The 19,461-nt window shown below is 28.6% G+C and carries 17 protein-coding genes; 3 read left to right on the top strand and 14 right to left on the bottom strand.

Annotation, left to right across the window (positions count from 1 at the left end; all coding sequences use genetic code 11):
• Positions 1-13: 13 nt before the first annotated feature.
• The 3 genes from ruvA to KPL55_RS07370 form a co-directional block, all read right to left on the bottom strand.
• On the bottom strand, positions 14-613 hold the full coding sequence (ruvA, locus tag KPL55_RS07380) for a Holliday junction branch migration protein RuvA (protein WP_216306067.1): 600 nt from the start codon (positions 611-613) through the stop codon (positions 14-16).
• Between the two features lie 204 nt (positions 614-817).
• Positions 818-1,588, bottom strand: a complete 771-nt coding sequence (locus KPL55_RS07375) for a hypothetical protein (RefSeq protein WP_216306066.1) — start codon at positions 1,586-1,588, stop codon at positions 818-820.
• 87 nt (positions 1,589-1,675) lie between these two features.
• On the bottom strand, positions 1,676-2,671 hold the full coding sequence (locus KPL55_RS07370; protein WP_216306065.1) for a YbgA family protein: 996 nt from the start codon (positions 2,669-2,671) through the stop codon (positions 1,676-1,678).
• Between the two features lie 201 nt (positions 2,672-2,872).
• Between KPL55_RS07370 and aat the strand changes: the two genes are divergently transcribed.
• Positions 2,873-3,541, top strand: a complete 669-nt coding sequence (gene aat / locus KPL55_RS07365; protein ID WP_216306064.1) for a leucyl/phenylalanyl-tRNA--protein transferase — start codon at positions 2,873-2,875, stop codon at positions 3,539-3,541.
• A 104-nt stretch (positions 3,542-3,645) separates the two neighbouring features.
• Here aat and splB read toward each other — a convergent pair whose 3' ends face one another.
• The 7 genes from splB to KPL55_RS07330 form a co-directional block, all read right to left on the bottom strand.
• Positions 3,646-4,656 (bottom strand): spore photoproduct lyase, encoded by a 1,011-nt coding sequence (gene splB, locus KPL55_RS07360; RefSeq protein WP_216306063.1) that lies wholly within the window; start codon positions 4,654-4,656, stop codon positions 3,646-3,648.
• 84 nt (positions 4,657-4,740) lie between these two features.
• Entirely contained in the window at positions 4,741-4,974 is a 234-nt protein-coding gene (locus KPL55_RS07355; RefSeq protein WP_216306062.1) for a hypothetical protein, read from the bottom strand.
• Between the two features lie 99 nt (positions 4,975-5,073).
• The gene (locus KPL55_RS07350) at positions 5,074-5,565 is read right to left on the bottom strand and encodes an LURP-one-related/scramblase family protein (protein ID WP_216306061.1); all 492 of its coding nucleotides are present in this window, start codon (positions 5,563-5,565) and stop codon (positions 5,074-5,076) included.
• 19 nt (positions 5,566-5,584) lie between these two features.
• Positions 5,585-7,333 carry a DUF4153 domain-containing protein gene (locus KPL55_RS07345; protein WP_216306060.1) on the bottom strand — a complete coding sequence of 583 codons (1,749 nt, stop codon included), beginning with the start codon at positions 7,331-7,333 and terminating at the stop codon, positions 5,585-5,587.
• 11 nt (positions 7,334-7,344) lie between these two features.
• A complete protein-coding gene (locus KPL55_RS07340) occupies positions 7,345-8,136 on the bottom strand; it encodes a RelA/SpoT domain-containing protein (RefSeq protein ID WP_216306059.1) in 792 nt (263 codons plus the stop codon).
• 43 nt (positions 8,137-8,179) lie between these two features.
• A complete protein-coding gene (locus tag KPL55_RS07335) occupies positions 8,180-9,037 on the bottom strand; it encodes a methyltransferase domain-containing protein (RefSeq protein ID WP_216306058.1) in 858 nt (285 codons plus the stop codon).
• 69 nt (positions 9,038-9,106) lie between these two features.
• On the bottom strand, positions 9,107-10,141 hold the full coding sequence (locus KPL55_RS07330) for an AI-2E family transporter (protein WP_216306057.1): 1,035 nt from the start codon (positions 10,139-10,141) through the stop codon (positions 9,107-9,109).
• Positions 10,142-10,476: 335 nt separating this feature from the next.
• Between KPL55_RS07330 and KPL55_RS07325 the strand changes: the two genes are divergently transcribed.
• Complete coding sequence (locus KPL55_RS07325) at positions 10,477-10,737, top strand: glutaredoxin family protein (RefSeq protein WP_216306056.1); 261 nt, start codon at positions 10,477-10,479, stop codon at positions 10,735-10,737.
• 86 nt (positions 10,738-10,823) lie between these two features.
• Here KPL55_RS07325 and KPL55_RS07320 read toward each other — a convergent pair whose 3' ends face one another.
• The gene (locus KPL55_RS07320; RefSeq protein WP_216306055.1) at positions 10,824-11,534 is read right to left on the bottom strand and encodes a hypothetical protein; all 711 of its coding nucleotides are present in this window, start codon (positions 11,532-11,534) and stop codon (positions 10,824-10,826) included.
• Between the two features lie 441 nt (positions 11,535-11,975).
• Complete coding sequence (locus tag KPL55_RS07315; protein ID WP_216306141.1) at positions 11,976-13,289, bottom strand: DEAD/DEAH box helicase; 1,314 nt, start codon at positions 13,287-13,289, stop codon at positions 11,976-11,978.
• A 428-nt stretch (positions 13,290-13,717) separates the two neighbouring features.
• On the opposite strand from KPL55_RS07315, the gene KPL55_RS07310 reads away from it, so the two are divergent.
• Positions 13,718-14,587 (top strand): SDR family oxidoreductase, encoded by an 870-nt coding sequence (locus tag KPL55_RS07310; RefSeq protein WP_216306054.1) that lies wholly within the window; start codon positions 13,718-13,720, stop codon positions 14,585-14,587.
• Positions 14,588-14,654: 67 nt separating this feature from the next.
• Here KPL55_RS07310 and KPL55_RS07305 read toward each other — a convergent pair whose 3' ends face one another.
• Positions 14,655-15,740: an HD-GYP domain-containing protein gene (locus KPL55_RS07305; protein ID WP_216306053.1), complete on the bottom strand. Its 1,086-nt coding sequence runs from the start codon at positions 15,738-15,740 to the stop codon at positions 14,655-14,657.
• Complete coding sequence (locus KPL55_RS07300; protein ID WP_216306052.1) at positions 15,733-19,179, bottom strand: ATP-binding protein; 3,447 nt, start codon at positions 19,177-19,179, stop codon at positions 15,733-15,735. Before KPL55_RS07300 ends, KPL55_RS07305 begins: the two co-directional genes overlap by 8 nt.
• Between the last annotated feature and the right edge of the window lie 282 nt (positions 19,180-19,461).

The raw sequence follows: 19,461 nt of genomic DNA, 5'->3' as shown, positions 1-19,461 counted from the left end.
TATACACCCCACCCTAGTTCATCAAATATTTCAAACAATCTTTAATCATATTTTCAAGTGATTGTTCTTTGTTTATATCTTTTATTGCCTTTTCAGCTTCCTTTTCAGAATATCCAAGTGAAATAAGAGCTCCTAGAACTTCTATAATTTTTCTATCTTCAGCTATATCAATACCTGATATTTGCGATAAGCTATTAGAAACAGACTGCTCAATATGTATTTTTTCTCTAAGCTCTAAAATTAGCCTTTGCGCTATTTTCTTACCTATGCCGGGTGCTCGTATTAATGTTTTTTCATCTCCCGATACAATAGCATATTTTAAATTTGAAACGCTACAAATGGAGAGTAGTGATAATCCAGCTTTTGACCCAACTCCATTTATGCTGATTACAAGACTAAACATCTCTATCTCATCTTTTGTTAGAAATCCATACAATCCAATAAAATCTTCTCTAACAATTTGTTTTATATATAACAATACACTATCGCCTGGTTTAGGCATTTTTGCCATAGTACTACCGGAGGTATATATTTTATAACCCATACCATTATTATCTACTACTATGTAGTCCTTGCAAATCCCTATATAAACCCCTTTTATATATTCGTACATGATATCCCCTCCTTGTTGTTCCTTTAACTGATAGCAATTATGATTGTTATCCACCAATTTTTATAGCGACATATAATACTTTACCACCTAAACAGTATTAATTCAATAATTAAGACATATGAAAATAAAATAAATTCAAAAAAACCTTAAGAAATATATTTTTCCCAAGGTTTTACTCTTTTTTTTGTATATTTCATAATTATCTTAAGACTTTAATAAACCTCTCGCATAATCAAATGCCTTTTCAGCAGTCTTAAATTCACCCTTTTCATATTCAATAGCTTCGGTATCCTGGACATCATTGCTAGATATAACATCTTTATTATACTTTCTACCTCTGATTAGATCATCAACCAATCCATCCTTTTCTTTAAGGTCATCTATTTTAATAAATTGTAATTCACCTTTGTCCTTTGAATTAAAATCATATTTCTGTTGCTTCCCATTTTTATCATACACATTAGAATTAAATATTTTTTGGGATGTTATATCGCCATTTTTATCTGTTTTATAAATAGTTACGTTGTCCTCATATACTCCCAAAAAGAACCTATTCGCTTTATAGCTATACCTATCGCTCACATTAACAAAAACAACTTCATCACTACTCATATTAGAAACAGAATAGCCTTGATTTTCAAAATAAACATTTAGTTCTGATTTTGTTTTATTATTTAGTAATTTAGACCCGTTAAAATAATTTGTTAGCACCATATTCTTAACTTCTTTATCCTTATATTTATTTTTGAAAACAAATTTAGTATCTTCGGCTACACGTGACAGTTTTGTAATTGCCGAAGTTTGTATTAAATTACTATTAGCATATTTCTGAGTGAATTTTAAATACGGTAATGTACCGCATGTCTCAAGTTTTAAATCATTTTTATTCATGTAATGTGTAAGAGAATAATTGGCACATATAAAGGCAATTAATATTATTGTAATAACTGGATATATAAATTTTAATTTTTTCATATTACCCCTCCTTATTTGGAATTATGTCCATATATTGGAGTATTCATTCATAATATAAAAAAATATATGTCTAACTTTCTAATTCTTTTATTTATTAAGACCCTTACCTGAATCAGTAACATTATCAAGTTCTAAAGGATAAGGTTCAAAGAAACTTTGATTAATCAGGTTTTTCTCTTCAAATCGAATAGCGTTTGATTTAATAACGTAAAGTGGAACACTAAATGGCACTTTACTTTGCCTGTATTGCTCTATGGTGTCTAAAATAAATTCTTTCTCCCTATGAGTTAGCTTATCTGAAAAATAACCCATAGACCTTGTAAGTACATTTATATTTGATGTATATCTTGGTAACTTATTTAGAGCAAGTGCAAGATTTATCTCATATTCTTCGTAAACTCTCTGCACGCTTAATTCTCCATGACTTCCAACAATACTTCCTAATATCTTTAGTTGCTTTTGATTGTATGACATAAGAAGAAGTTTGTTAGTGCTATGAAATTCCACTAAATCTTCTATAAACATGCTTTCACTTATAACCCTAAAATTTTTCATTAGATATAATTTTGTTAGAAAATGTTGCCTTATATTATAATTTTTTACCCTACCATCATCCTCAATTGCTTGATTTGGAAATTTTGATATTACAAGCTCTCCAAATAATCCATTTCCTTTTACCGACGCAGAACCCTTTTGTGTACCTTTGTATATTTTTACTTCTTTTATTCCACAGGATGGCGATTTGCTCTTTAGTATAAAACCATCTACCTTTGGAAGGCTTAAAAGAAATTCTTCTCCAAATTCATACATTTCCTTACTTAGTTCTCTCTCAGTGCCATGTTGCACTAATTTTAAAGGTGCTAAGTCATCTTCTTTAATAACTCTTATAGCTTCTCTAGGTATTTCAAGTCCTATTGCAACTTCGGGACACACCGTAATAAAATCTACAAAATCCTTTAATTTCTCCACTAAATTGCAACCGTCCATTTGGCCATTATATCTACATGCTTCAAATCCCAAACATCTACTCACAACCACTACTGGTTTCACATTATTTATTCTTTCTTTATATGGCAATTTCATATACAACATCCTCTCATATTCAGTGATTTTTAATTGTAATCTATATTATATCAATATCTTATTCGGTTTTCCTCTTTTTTTATGATGCTCTCTAATTTTATTTTTAAACAATTTCTTTTGTTATATATATGATAGTGTGTAACAATACGTAATGTGGTATATAATTAGTTCTATAACCTATTTATATAGAAAGGAGTCATTATGCCAATTTATAGATTATCAAAGGATTTAGCATTCCCTGATCCATCTCTGTCCGAAGAAGATGGTCTTTTAGCCATTGAAGGTGACTTATCCCCAGAGAGATTATTACTTGCATATTCTAATGGAATTTTCCCATGGTTCTCGGATGATGAGCCAATACTTTGGTGGTCGCCTAATCCAAGATTTATTATTTATCCAAAGGATATTAGAATATCGCATTCTATGAAAAAACTAATTAAAAAAAATACATATAAAGTTTCTTTTGATACTTGTTTTAGAGAAGTTATATCTAATTGTTCAAATGTTAGAAAAGATACAGGTACATGGATTACAAATGAAATGATAGAAGCTTACTGCATACTTCATGAACTAGGCTACGCACATTCTATTGAAACATGGTTTGATGGTAAATTAGTGGGGGGATTATATGGTATAAGTATTGGAAAATGCTTTTTTGGCGAATCAATGTTTTCAACAATGGATAACGCTTCGAAAGTTGCCTTTATTACTCTAGGAAAAGCACTAGAAGAAAAGGGCTTTTCAATTATTGATTGCCAAGTTCATACCAATCATTTAGAAAGTTTAGGCGCAGTTTTTATGCCTAGAGAAACATTTTTAGAAGTTATAAAAAAAGGAATATCAATTTCGCCTTTAAAATTGTCATTATAAAAATAAATTAGTCTGAAGATTTAGATCCTCAGACTAATTTATATATATTATTCGAATATTTTAAAATCTGTCTTTGCAACTCCTCACAAGGGGAAATCCACTCATTAGGTAAAGTATTCAATTATTGCATTATCAAAATTATTATTTATAAGTTCTGTCATATATTTTTTTATCTCTTCACTTTCTGGTTTCTGATAAACATATTTAAATTTACCATATGGCCCCCATTTTAATAATCTTTTTTCTTCATCCATATCAAGCTTAGTATTTTTAAATCTCTGCATTATAAGTTCTTTAGCAGCTTTTGTGAATCTATGCTGGATGAGTTCAAAACTTATCTCCTCATGATAATAACTAAGTGCTAATTTTAATCTTTCAAACAATTCATTATATTCTTCTTTCCAATTATCATATATCATAATTGGAGCAATTATAAATCCTATTGGATATCCAGCAGTGGCAATCTTTTTAACTGCATCTATTCTTTCTTGAAAACTTGACGTGTTGTGTTCAAAATTATCTATTACATAACGTGAATTTAAAGTAAATCTAAATTTTGTGTGTTTGTTATGATTTAAATTTAAAAATCCATCAACATCATCAAATTTCGTTACAAGTCTAAGTCGTCCATAAGTACTTTTACCAAAAAAATCTATACATCTTTTTAAGTTTCCACTTAGGTGTTCAAGAGCGATAGGGTCAGTTATACTCGCACATTCAAAATAAGTAATATTTGGAGTGTTATTATCAATATATATTTGTATATTTTCTAAAATCTCTTCAATATTCAGGAAAATTTTCATGAAAGGTTTTTCGCCTTGAGTAGTCTGAAGATAGCAGTACTCACAATTTGCAGGGCATGAACTAGATAATGAAAATTGATAATCTGCAGATGGTCTGCAACTTACTAATTTCTTTTGACCGTTTGTGGTAAACAGAATGGTTTTTTTAGCTGTTGCATAGTTTTTCTCAGGTGATTCTGAGTCTATTACAACTTTTTTAGAATTAACTATTGGTACATTTAATTTTTTTAAATATTCTATTGTTTTTTGTGATGTTTCATATTTTAATATTTTAGGGTCTATATATGCAATATCTGGTATAAACAACTTCATTATTTTCACCTCATAGGTATTGTTTTACTTAATAAAGTTATTTATACACTTATATTATTTATATAATTAATTTATTAGTAGTCCTTATCTATTATTATATTTATTGATTACCTTATTTTTCAATTTTTTACCTAATGTTTCCCCTAAAAATCTATCAATCATGTCTTCTTTAGTTGCTTTTCCTTCAACGAATATATTGAATTTTTTGCAAAGCTTGCTCAAATCTCCTTTACTTATATCATAAGTTTTAATAAAGCTTTTTGCGGTTTTTATACTAGTCATAGCTATTATACGTTTATACATTTCATCATTAGTCATTGATGCACCTCTAATCTCTTATTTATCAAATACATTATATCATTTGTTATAATCTAATTATAACAAATAAATTATAATAGAATTAATGTTATTTTAATTTTAACCATTATTTTTATTTTTGTTATCATGCAACACTTGATCAACTACAATCACAAGTGCTAATATAAATGCATAATTCTCCCCTTCATTTATAGTTATCTCATAGGTATCTCCCCAAGAGAGCCATTTTTTATTTATTTCTGCAATAGAACTTCCATTTTTAATTATAGAAAAATCATGAGCAAAAAAGTCTCCTTCGATTTCATAATTACCCATATTGCTGTCTATGTTGAACTTATTACTAAAGAAAGTAAATTCTTTTTTTACTTTTGCAGCATAGTTTCCGTTAAAGAAAATACTATATTCAGGAAGTAGCTTAAATAATTTCTGCTCAATATATACAATTTCATTATTAGACATATCATAAATTCTAAGTTTTTTCCCAAGTGAAAACACCTTACCCTCAACATTAAACATATTATTACCTGAAACATCCGTAATGCTAAACTTGTCACCTATAGAAAATACCTTTTGCCGTATATAAAAATTCATACTAATCCCCCCTGTAGAACTATTTCATATTAAAAAGTACATAAAACTGAAAATCTTTTGATTGTATTTTGTCATTCGATAATGACTTGTTTATTGATACGTTTGAAAGCTGAATCTTAATTTTCACTTTATCAGTTTCATCTTCAAAAGACATTTCCTCTTGAGTTAGACTCTTATTCATTTCACTCGTACCATATTTATCTATAAGTATATTTGCAAAATCCATTAAATCTTTTTTATAAATAATGACATTATCTTTAGTTATCTTTAGTGTACTTGATTCATTATCAAAATCTATAGTAAAGGTTTTGCTTACGTTGTTTTGCTGCTGTACATTATTATTTGAAATAAATAAATACTCATATCCATTTATATCTATTGGATCTGATGAAGATATAGAATTAAAATAATAAAACTTGTCACTACTTTGATTATTCTCTTCAATATATTTCACGCCTAGGATACTCTCCATCTCAGCAGTTTTAAATTTATCTGGCAATCCTTTAATATCTGTTAGACTATGTTTATTTTCAAAATAATTAACTATGCTAGTTATCTGAGTTGAATCTGCATCCGATACCTTTGTATTAGATTTAACTACTTTGTTATTAAGTACCATATTATTTTTAGCAAATATTTTGTTTAGTCTTTTATTTTGGTTGTATTTTGAAACTGAATAACTACTAAGAGGTCCAAATATAGATATAGTGGTTATTACTGCAAGTGATATCGGGAGTACTATATTTATTAGTTTCTTTATAGTAGAAAAGTAAATCATTACTAAAAATGTCCATATCCCAAGTGCTACAACAAAATATCTATTTTCAGTTACTCCATATGCGTTAATTCTTATTCCTATAGAAATAAACATCATCACTATTAAAGGAAGGATGGCCTTGGGAAAATACCTCATAAATTTCCTTGGCCAAGTCTTTTCATGAAGTAGTGGCGTTATGAAAAATAGTACCGTTGCAGTTATTGCAGAATACCACAGCACGAGATGAGATACAAGCCCCTCTGGCCATTGCCTCGTAATAATTATCTTACCAAAATATATATATAATATAACTGTATAAACACAAATAAGTGGCATTATAATATATAACACAAGTACCAGGAGAAGACGAGAATATTCTTTTATAGTTAATATTTCATTTTTAACTTTAATTCCTGCAAGAAAAAATGTTGGTGCGAATATACCAGCAACAATAAGATAAGTATAGTAGTACAGCTCACCATTTACATTTACTCCTAGAAGCTTATCAATTGTAAAAAGAATTGCTGCTAGCCCAAGATATAGAACTAGTGAATACAAAATCGTTGTGAAAAATCTAGTGAAAATCCTTATAACAAAAAACTCAAATTCATCGCGATTTGGTAAATAAGATATAAACAAGAAAATTAAATATAAAACTAGACTAAACCCAATATATCTTGACATTGAAACCATTTTAATATCCTGTAAGAAAAAATAATAATATAAAATTAAGAACACCGTACTTATTAAATAAGAAATATACATATGTATGCTTTTATAACTTTCTAGTCCTTCGAAAAAAAGTTTGATAGATAAAGAAAAAGGAACACCTAGGGCAATCACCATTGTTATTCTGCCGAGAGTTTCAATAAAATCATTATTTGTTCCTGTTGTTATTTCTGACATATAAATAAGAAGTATAACACATGTTGTTGTAATCCCTATAGTTAATGGAAATCTTTCAAGGCTATTTTTAATACCTATAAATATCCCATGAAATATTTTTTTCATTTTATTCCTCCTTATTTTAATTCTTTTAATTCTTTGATTTCTTTATCCTTTTTCTCTATTATTTTTTCGTATTTCGACTCCATCTCAATCCAATTTCTATTGAGTAAATTTATTAAAGATGCCATTTCATCAGAACTACCTGCAATACGGTTAAATAATAAAAGATTCAAAGCTAAAACTTCTGGAATTTTCTTGTGAGAATATCTTAGTTGATGGTCGATTTCACCATACCCTTCTTCAAATATTGTTCTAACTTGAATTTCTGCTATAACCTTTTGGCTAGTTGGATAAAACTCTATTAAATAGTGCACCGACCGGTATCCTGATTTTCTAGAATGAATTTTAATGTTTAACTCCTCAAACCTTTTAGTATCATCACCTTCACGAACGTTAGCAGTTATTTCAATTACTTTCCATGTACTATAAATGAAATTATGTATAGCTTCCCAATCTTCTTTAAATATATGTATTGCTCTAACTCCTATTAGATCATTTATTTCTTCTTTATAGTTTTCAATAGAAAAATTAAATTCTGAGCCATATTTTTCTTTTCTTCCTGCAGTCTTTCTAATTATCTTCTCTATTAGCCTCTCTGAGTCCTTTACTCTTGACTTTACTGAATGTATTTTCTTATGGGTTCTAAGAGTATCAGCAATAAATCCAGCTTGACTTTCATAACTTGCCCTATAACTTTCAAAGTCATTATATATATCATTTATAATAGCCCAATCAATTTCGTTTTTAATAATATCCTCTTCTGTGGTATGAGTTCTTTTTAAAAAAACTTCTTTATTAAGTTCCATAGTTACCTCCTAATAATAACTGCCTTTAGATATCAGTATATTATTAACATTTCTCATACACACTTATATTAAAATGTAGCAAAGTTGAAAGTTTAGTAGTGGCACTAGCCTTTTCTCTCATAGCATTGTCAATTGTCCAATAATAAGGAGTCATCGATATAAGACTTTTTATATCTTGCGCATTTTCCACATCAATATTATATTTTACTTCAAAGCTCTGACTCACCTTAAATCCCAAAAATGTTGTTATTTTTTCCTCATGTTTTCTAGCGTTTACATATAGTATTTCTTTTAGTCCATATAAATGCTGAATACCAGGTGTTATAACTATTAGCTTACCATTATCCTTCAGAACCCTCTTAAGCTCTAACTCATCAGAAGGTGCAAAATTTCTAATAATAATATCTATAGTGCTTGCCATTATAGGTAAGTTAAAATTACTACTTACTATAAAGTTTATTTTTTTATCCCTTTTAGTAGCATATGTAACTGCAGCTTTTGAAATATCTACTCCAAAGAAATTAAACTCCTTATTTATATTATAGTTTGTGCCTTTCTCATAAATTGATTCCTTCAGCCTTGATAAAAAATATCCTTCTCCACAACCAACATCAAGTATATTATTAGTATTTTCACTAATATTCGATATTATTACATCATTCAATTTTTCAGAAAAAATGTGGTAATACCCTTTATTTAAAAAACTCCTACGGCCTTCCATCATTTCTTTGCTGTCGCCAGGCTCTTTTGTATTCTTTTGATTAGCAAGTAGAAGATTAATATGTCCTTTGCTTGCTATATCATAACTATGATTATTTATACATACATATTGTTTTTCCTGTTTATTTAAACTTAAATTGCATACAGGGCATTTTAATATGGATTCTTTATTATCTATCAACGAAAATCACTGCCTTTCTTAAAAAAACCAGCTCAAGGCCAGTTTTTTATTTATACATCTTATATTTACTTATTTTAATTTCGGAGTGTTTTTTTCGCTAAAATCGACTCCAATTAAGTCTAACATAAACATAAATATTGGTATTCCAAGGAGTAGACCCCAAGTTCCCAAAAAATGATCTGAAACTATTAATGTTACAAAAGTAAAAAATATCGGAAGATTGGTTGAATCTGACATAAGTTTTGGGTTTAAGATATAACTTTCAATAGCATGAATAACAAAAATCATTATAAGCACAAAAACCACTTTAATAATTCCTCCTATTTTAAATGCAATTAGGCATAGAGGGACTAATGATATAAATACTCCTGCCACTGGTACAAGACTTAATATAAAAATCATGAAGGCAAGAGCAAACAATTGATGAAACCCCATAATTGCAAGCCCTATAACTGACAATACTGTATTCGTAAATGCTATCATTATTTGAGCCTGTATTACTTTGCCAAAAGAATTCAAAAAGTTATTACCAAAGTAGCTTAAATAATTATAAACTCCAGATACTTTACTATACTTAAATTTATATACAAATCTTAACACGCTATCTTTCTCTAATGTAAATACTAAGCTCAACAACAGAGCCATAAAAAAATTCAAACTAAATTTCCCTAAATCAGTTACAAAACTCATAATACTTTGAATACCTGATTTAGCATAACTTGCTATGTTAATTTGATCAAATATTGGAGCTAGATATTGCATAACTCCTTTTGTATCCTCAGTAAAGTTAATATACTCTATTTTGTTTAGAATAAGTATACTTTCTGATATAGCAATTGGTATGTATTTAACTGCAAGAAGAACTAATGTTATTGCTATAAACATATATATAATTATAGTAATGATAGTAGGGTTTACTTTTATAACTTTGTTAATTTGATTAACTAACATACTCTGCAGACTATTTACTAAATATGTAAGCATAAAAGTTAATAGAACCAAATTTAAAATAGATCTTATCAAATATGTAAATAATACTAATGCTAAAACTAAGATTATTTTTAATAGGGAATCTCTATTAAATAACTGTTTTATTGTTTGCATTTAATGCGCTCCTTTATATTCGTTTATTAATTTCATTTTAAATATAATTAATATATTTAATATAACTAAGATATAATAAATATATTTTAGACTTAACTATTATAACAAATAATTCAACATATTTCTATTATTTACTATCAATATTGTAAATTATATTAAGTGAAATTTAAGCTAAAAACAAAATATATTAAAATACTTGTATTTTAAATTAAAAGTTAATTATATAGTCTAGTATTTTATAATTAACTATATTATAATGAGATGCAGATAAATAGTGTATACTACTTATACGTCTAATAATATATACTAATGAGAAAGTTTGGTGATGTTAACAAATGAAACCAGTTATTATGTTTGTAACTGAATGGTGTCCTTATTGTAAAAAAGCACTTGCTTGGATGGAAAATATAAAAAAACAAAATCCGCAATATGCTGGTCTTGAAATTAAAATAATTGATGAGGAACTTCAGCCGGATATAGCAAAACAATATACTTACTATTATGTACCTACCTACTATATTGATGGCGTTAAAGTTCATGAAGGCGTTGCCTCTAAAAATATTGTTAATGGAATATTTGAAAAGGCATTTAAATAAATTTATGTTAAAGTATTTATTTTAAATATAATAAGGAAAAAAAATGTAGAAAGATAGTTTTAAATTATCTTTCTACATTTTATTTTTTATACTATATACGATCCCTCTTTAAAGTTTTTCTCTAATTTAGTATATTCATCTAACTTCTGAATTTTTTTGTTGAAAAACTCAATTTGTTTTTTCGTATTTAAAATATTTTTTTTAATTTGTGAAAGTGCACTTTTATCTGTTCGTATCCGCTTATAACATTTCTCTATAATAAAATCAAATTTTCTTTGTTCTACGTGCATTATTTCTTTCCTTTTATTACATTCTTTAATTTCTGATTTTATACTCAAGTCATTAGAATACTTTGAAAAAACTTTTTTGTATTTTGTGACAAAAATTTTTTTAAAAATTATTAATCTCTCTCTACTATTATAAATATGAAGATCTTCTCTAAGTTTTTTACTCTCCGTCTTTTCTTTCAAAAGCATATTTGATATTTCATTTATATTTAATTTAATAACCTTTATTTTTTGCTGATCTATATTGATTTGTTTTTTTAAATAAATTTGTTTTTTTTCGAAATTCTTTATATTTGATTCATTCATGATTATATCTGTAATAAGACTTTGTCTATTTAAATCTAAAGTCTCAGTTTTAACATTTGAAATCTTTAGAAATTTGCAGATTTCTATTCTTGATTTAGTTAAATATTCAACTGCAATTTGCATATCTTGTGAAATAGTACTATCTAGATCAAATTCTTTTATAATAGAATTATATATTTCTATGTGTTCTTCAATGTATAGCACAATCAAATTTCCTCCTTAAATAGAATAATTATTTGATATTTTAAATAACTGTACTTACAAACAAAAAATATTATATTATTAAATAATACTTTACCATATTTATGAATGTATAGTAAATAAATAATATTTTATCAAAATTAAATTTATTTATAATTCATGTATTAATTTATTAAAGCGAGATATACTATTACTGTAGTCGACAAGCAAACATTAAACTTATAGAGGGAGATGTTAGTTATGTTAATTAAAAGATTATCTGTGAATTTAGGCGAAGTAAATATTGCTATGGCTAAAAACGGTGACTACTAATTAATTCTGTATGAAATTTAAAATACAGAGTAATAAAGCCAATGATTATTTATATAATCATTGGCTTTATGCTTTATTAAATACAAATACAGTAGGCATGAATATGTTACTATACTAACTTATTACTCAATACTATCTATTTGATGATCTAAAATTTTTATTTTGTTGATTTCTATCTTGATTTTTGTTTTGATTCCTCTCTTGACTTCCACCTTGACTTCTTCCATTTCTCCTAGCATAACCAGTTGAACGTGATTTTGCAGACGGAGTCTTTTTAACATCATCTTTATTTACTATTGGTATTATATTGCTAGCAGGATATGGATGATCCTCTACTACTGGTATAGTTTTTGAAATAACTTTTTCAATATCCTTAAGGAATGGTTTTTCTTCAACATCACAAAACGATATTGCAACTCCGCCAAGCCCAGCTCTACCAGTTCTTCCTATTCTATGAACATAAGTTTCTGGAATATTAGGCAGATCAAAATTAAATACATGAGATAGTTCATCAACATCGATTCCTCTTGCGGCAATATCTGTTGCAACTAAAACTCTAGTTATTCCACTTTTGAAATTATTTAAAGCAAGTTGCCTTGCACTTTGAGATTTGTTTCCGTGAATAGCTTGAGCCTCTATTCCCTCATTGTTAAGATCCTTTGTTATTTTGTTTGCACCATGTTTCGTCCTTGAGAATACCAACGCAGAAACTATTGACTTATCTTTAAGCAGATGAATAAGTAGAGGTTTTTTATCTTTTTTGTCCACAAAATATACTGCTTGATCAATAAGTTCAATAGTAGATGATACAGGTGTTACTGCTACCTTTACTGGATCTATAAGAATTGAGTCTACAAGTTTTGAAATCTCTGGTGGCATAGTTGCTGAAAATAGCATTGTTTGTCTAACTTTAGGAAGTTGTGCTATTATTTTTTTAACATCTCGAAGAAATCCCATATCAAGCATGCGATCAGCCTCATCAAGTACAAACATTTCCACATGGTGTATGTTAATATACTTTTGTTGCATTAAATCGAGCAATCTTCCTGTAGTTGCTATTAAAATATCTACTCTATCTCTTAAAGCATCTGTTTGATGTTTTTGGGAAACTCCTCCAAAAATAACAGTGCTAGTAAGATTTGTGTGTTTGCTATAGGCTTCAAAACTTTCTCCGATCTGAATTGCGAGTTCCCTAGTAGGTGCAAGTATTAATGCCTTTATATTTTTAGGTCCCTTTATTACTTTTTGTTTACCACAAAGAATTTGAAGTATAGGGATTGCAAATGCTGCTGTCTTTCCAGTGCCTGTTTGAGCACAGCCTAGAAAGTCTTTTCCTTCCAATATAGTAGGTATTGCTTGCTCCTGTATAGGTGTGGCTTCCACATACCCTTCAGTTTTTAATGCTTTTTTTATTGGTGTAATAAGATTTAAGTCTTCGAATAACATCTTTTCTCCTTTGAAAGTGGCCGTCTGAACTTTAAATGTCACAAATCACTTATATCCTGTTATGAATTTTTTGAAAATTGGAAACAACAACTTTCTCACATGATTATATTGCATCTAAGAAACCACCCTTTATTAGTGATATGAGTTTATTTAGGCTGATTAATTTTCATTTAGATCGAGTTATATATGACTATAAGATATAAATAAATTAGTTTCATTTTTATCAACTTCAACTTTAAAACTGTTTTAATTTAAACGTTCGTTGCACTCACATTTTTTTATTATAACATATTTCGAGTCTTCTTGCTATTATACAAATCATATAAACCTACACATAAAATATAGACTCTAATTTAAGTGAATATAAATGTTAATTTACCATAAACTAAAGCTAGAAAAAATATTATATTTACAAAAGGAGATATTTTATGAATGATAGTTTTAATTATCCTATTAGTATTCCTGAGCAAAAACAAGATAAACAACCTGGATTAGAAACATTAATGAATCCAAGACCAATTTTTGAGAATCAAAATTGTAAAGGTTCTGATAAATTAATCAATAAAGTAGCTTTAATTACAGGAGGCGATAGTGGTATTGGCAAAGCAGTCGCTCTAGCCTATGCAAGAGAAGGTGCTGATATAGCAATAATATATCTTGATGAACACGAAGATGCCAATGAGACAAAAAAACTTATCGAAGCAAAGGGTAGAAAATGCATTTTAATACCAGGTGATATAGGAGATGATGTTTTCTGTTTAAGTGCTACAAGCAAAATAATAAAAGAATTGGGTAAAATAGATATCGTCGTAAACAATGCTGGTGAACAACATCCCCAAAACAGTATCGAGGATATTACAAAGGAGCAATTAGAAAGAACCTTTAAAACTAATATTTTTGGAATGTTTTATATGGTCAAAGCAACATTGCCTCATTTAAAGGAGGGTGCCACAATTATAAATACTTCATCAATTACTGCTTATAAGGGGCATGAAACTCTAATTGATTACTCTTCAACTAAAGGCGCGATAGTTACTTTTACCCGTTCTTTGGCTCTATCCCTATCAAACAGGAAAATAAGGGTGAATGCAGTGGCTCCCGGCCCTATATGGACACCACTTATACCTTCTTCTTTTAGCGCAAGTGAAGTTGGAAAGTTTGGAAGTACAACTCCTATGGGAAGGCCAGGTCAACCTGTGGAGCTCTGCGAAACATATGTATTTTTAGCCTCAGAAGGTGCATCATATATAAGTGGCGAAACTGTTCATGTAAATGGTGGCAACGTTATAAATGGATAATTATTTAAGGGACAAAACAGGCATCGAATTAGGATGTCTGTTTACATATGAAAATAATTAATCTAACCTATTTTAAATAATCTTTACATTTTTCCATAATTTGAATAAACTTTGCTTCCCTTTTTATAAAGGCATCCACAATATCTGGGTCAAAATGTTTTCCCCTCCCATCTATAATTATTTTCTTTGCCTCATCGTGTGTAAATGCTGACTTATAAACTCTTTTACTAATAAGTGCATCATATACGTCACTAAGTGCCATAAGCCTTCCCGATAGTGGAATGTCTTCTTTCGATAATCCATATGGATATCCAGTACCATCCCATTTTTCATGATGAGTTATTGCAATTTCTTTAGCTAATGTTAAGAATGAGTCTTCACCTAATTCATTTATTCCTACCTTTAATGATTGTGCACCATATACCGTGTGATTCTTCATTTCTTCAAATTCTTCAATAGTAAGTCTTCCTGGATTAAGTAAAATACTATCTTTTACACCGACTTTCCCAATATCGTGAAGTGGAGCTGACTTATATAATAGATCTATATAATCATTTGTAACAATGTTTTTATATTTTTCCATACTTTGTAATTCTAGTGCAAGTTCCTTAATGTATTTTTGTGTTCTTTTAATATGTTCCCCAGTATCAGGGTCTCTTGTTTCAGCTAAAGCAGCAAGACAATGTATCGCCGCAGAGTTAGTTCTTTCAAGAAGATTTGTTCGTTCTCTCACCTTTTCTTCTAGAACAAGATTTTGATTTTCTAAAACTAGACGTATCTCTTTGAGCCTCAATTGTGTTTTAACTCTAGCATTTACTTCAACAATATCAAATGGTTTGGTTATATAATCTACTGCGCCTAAAGAAAAACCTTTAGTTTTAGAATCACAATCACTAATTGCTGAAAGTAAAATAACAGGTACATTCACTAACTTAAATTCATCTTTCAGTTTTGTTAAGACTTCATATCCATCCATTTCTGGCATCATTATGTCCAAAAGAATTAAATCAGGTTTTTGGTCTCTAAGAATCTCAATTGCCTCTTTTCCATTAATTGCAACAATTAAATCGTAATCTTCTTGAAGTGCCTCCACCAGAATGACAATATTCACTTCTGTATCATCAACAATCATTATCGTTTCTTGGCTATCCATTATTTTCACCCCTTTGTGAATCTATTAGTTTTTCAGACAAAACCTTTGCTTCTTTAAAATGATAACTATCTACTAATTCTTTTATAACATCTATTTGAGCTACTAATTCTAAACCATAATCAGTAAGTACTAGGTTATTCATGCTTTCTTTAATTTCTTTAGCACGCGCCGTACTTAAGGTCATAACCAATCTTTCTAAAGCATTGTAAAAATCTAATCCAGTACTTAAAGATTTTTCTTCTGATTTATATATTGATATAAACTTAATTATAGAATTTAATAGTTCTTCATTTAAAGAAGAAAAAGATTTTAGTTCTCTTATTATAACTATGTCATCATAAGATTCGTATTTCTTTTCAAAATCAATAATAAATTCATTAAATTTAGTAGCCCCAATATTAGCTGTTACTGTTTTCAATGTATGAATAAATCTCTTTACTTCATCATAACGATTATTGCTTATTAAATTCGAAAGTTCTTTTACTAAATTACAATAATTCTTAGAATATATTTTTAATAAGTTTGCGTAAAACTCTTGTTTATTTCCAAGTCTGATCAAGGTGTTTTCAAAATCTAATATCTTGGTTTCTTTATTTGAAGATCGATTAACAACTGTTTTTTTAGTAGTTTCTATACTTTTACCATTCAACCATTTTACTAGTGTTTCAAATAGTATATCTGGATTTATTGGTTTTGATATATAGTCATTCATGCCTGTGCTTATACTTTTTTCTAGGTCACCGGTCATAGCGTTTGCAGTCATTGCTATAATAGGTAATTGTAAATTGGAATAGGTTTCTCTTAGAATTGATGTAGCTTCATATCCATCCATAATTGGCATTTGTACATCCATAAGAACTGCATCAAATCCATTTGCACGAACACATTTAATTGCCTCAATACCATTGATAGCGATGCTTACATGGATACCTGCTGCTTCTAAAATATCTTTGGCAACTAATTGGTTTATTTCATTGTCTTCAACAAGAAGTATATTCTTATTATTTAATATAGAGTTGTATTTTTTGTCACATTCATCATTTTCATCTTTATTATCTAGTGCTTTCTTTCCTTTTAAATAATGACAATCAAATCGTTTTACCTTTAATTTATCAATAGACTTCTTAAACTCAATAGTAAATTGAAATGAGGATCCTTCTCCATATTTACTTTCAACCCATATTTCCCCATGCATGAGTTCAACTAATTGTTTAGAAATTGCAAGGCCAAGACCTGTACCACCGTACTTTCTAGTCATTGAACCATCAGCTTGTGTAAAAGCCTCAAATAGCCTTTCGATTTCCTCATTTGTTAGTCCTATTCCTGTATCAGTAACAATGAAATGTAACTTGATCTTATTTTCTGTTTCACTCAAAGTCCTTACAGTAACATTCACTTCTCCATACTTTGTGAACTTTATTGCATTTGTGGTCAAATTACAGATTATTTGTTCAAGTCTAAGTGGGTCTCCTACAAGAATATCGGGAACATCTAGTCCTGTATCAAAATTAATGTCAATGCCTTTATTTGTAGCAGACATGGCATACAAATTAGAAATGTTTTCAAGAACTTTGTCTAAATTAAATTTAATATGTTCTATTTCCATTTTACCTGCTTCCATTTTTGAAAAATCTAATATATCATTTATAATTCTTAGTAATGTGGTTGAAGACTCCTGTATTTTTGAAACATACTTAGTTTGAATATCATTTAAATTAGATTGTGCTATTAAATGGTTAAGTCCCATAATTGCATTCATTGGAGTTCGAATTTCATGACTCATATTGGCTAAAAATTGACTTTTTGATAGACTAGCTTCCTCTGCTTCTTCTTTTGCAGTTTTCAGCTCATCCTCTGCTTTTTTTCTTTCACTTATATTTTGAAGAACTCCAATAAATCGAGTAAACTTACCATTTTCATCTTTTTTAACTTCTTTTCCAGTCAATGAAAGCCAAATATTACAATCTTCTTTCAAACGAAACTCAGCATAAAAGTCTTCTAGCATCCCTTGCAACTTATTTTCCTCAAGTAATATCAGCCTCGACTGATCATCAGGATATATAACGTCAGTAAGTTTTTTATTATATTGTACCCAATCACTTTCCTTAATTAATCCTTGCGTATATTCAACCGCATTAATAAGTTTTAGAAAAACCTCATTTACAACTAATTCATTGTTGATGCTGTCTAAGTCATATAACCCGATATCTGCAGCATCTAATGCAACCCTAAATCTCTCTTCAGAAATTGATAAACTATTTGTTACATTTGTTAATGCAAGTGTTCTATCTGATACTCTACCTTCCAGGTCATTATTTAAAACCAAAAGATTTTCTTCAGCTTTTTTACGGTCTTTAATTTCAGAGTTTAGAGTATTTACATTATTGCGAATATTTCTAGCCATTTCATCAATTGTATTTGCAAGTACTCCAATTTCATCTTTACTTGCTTTAAGGTCCATTGGAATTTCAATAAAATTAGTATCATCAGAATTCTGAATTATTTCAACCATACGAGTCAACGGTTTTGTAACAAAATTGGATATTTTATTTGCGAAAACAAAAATGAAAATACAAGCTAGTGATACTCCACTTATAACAACTAGCAATAAAAACTTCATGGCATCTGAAAAATCTTTATGATCCACACCCATTGCTAAATACAAGCCATCAGTATTCGGTATTTGAGAATATATTAAATAACTTGAATTACCTTTAGAATTGTTAATTTTAACTTCTCCAGATGTTTTATTCAGAATTTGTTTTTTAAAACTTTCAACATTATAAATCTTCACTTCATTTTTAGTTGGATCTAAAATAACATTGCCCTGAGAGTCAAAGATCCACATTTCACCTAATTGATTTACTCTTGTCTTTTCAACTGATAGAATTAATTTTTTAACTTCAACCTTTATAATTAAAATGCCTAGCACATTACCATTATCTCCAGTTACCTTAGTTCCCGCAGTAGATATATACCCAGAGAGCTTTTCACTATAAATTGTTTGAGGTAGAAACTCAGCTTTATCAGTGGCTAATAGCTCGTTCGTATAGGTATCTTTAATTATAATCTTTCTTGAATTATTTTCATATTCATTACCATCTACCCCAATAAATTTTATTGATAATAATGAATCTCCATATCTAAGCATTTGATTATCTATCTCCTTTTTTATACCATAAAAGTCGCCGATTTTAAATGCTTGAGTGTGTGAAAGCATTTCCAATATATTACTTTGATTATGGAAACGCTGCCCAAAATATTGCGCCTCACTATCGATAACATGTAAACCTATATCACCAATTATAGGTTTAACCTTATTGTTTATTCCAGAATAAACAAAAAAACTTAATGAAACTAAAACAAGGAATATGAGCAATGTGTAAGTAGCCCTTAGTTTATCCTTATATGATTTATTAATGAAATTCCGTCTAGACACACAACCACCCCTTTACCCCTTATGATTCCGCTTAACACTTTGAATATATTAATTATCACATAATATAACATTTTTCTCAATATTAATAAAATTTTAATTAAGTTTTTTATTTATAATTTTTATTTTTATGGAAATAGATTCACTAATCTTGTTAATATATCCACACATATAATAACAATAGATTGGCAAATATATATATATAAGTATTATTAAAAATTTATAAATCTTTCTATATTTCACGATTTTTCAATAAGTAAAGACATTTTTAAAAGGAGGATAATA

It is taken from the genome of Clostridium lacusfryxellense (assembly GCF_018861735.1).
In the GTDB taxonomy this organism is placed as follows: Bacteria; Bacillota; Clostridia; order Clostridiales; family Clostridiaceae; genus Clostridium_AD; species Clostridium_AD lacusfryxellense.
This window is presented reverse-complemented; position numbering and strand designations above follow the sequence as displayed.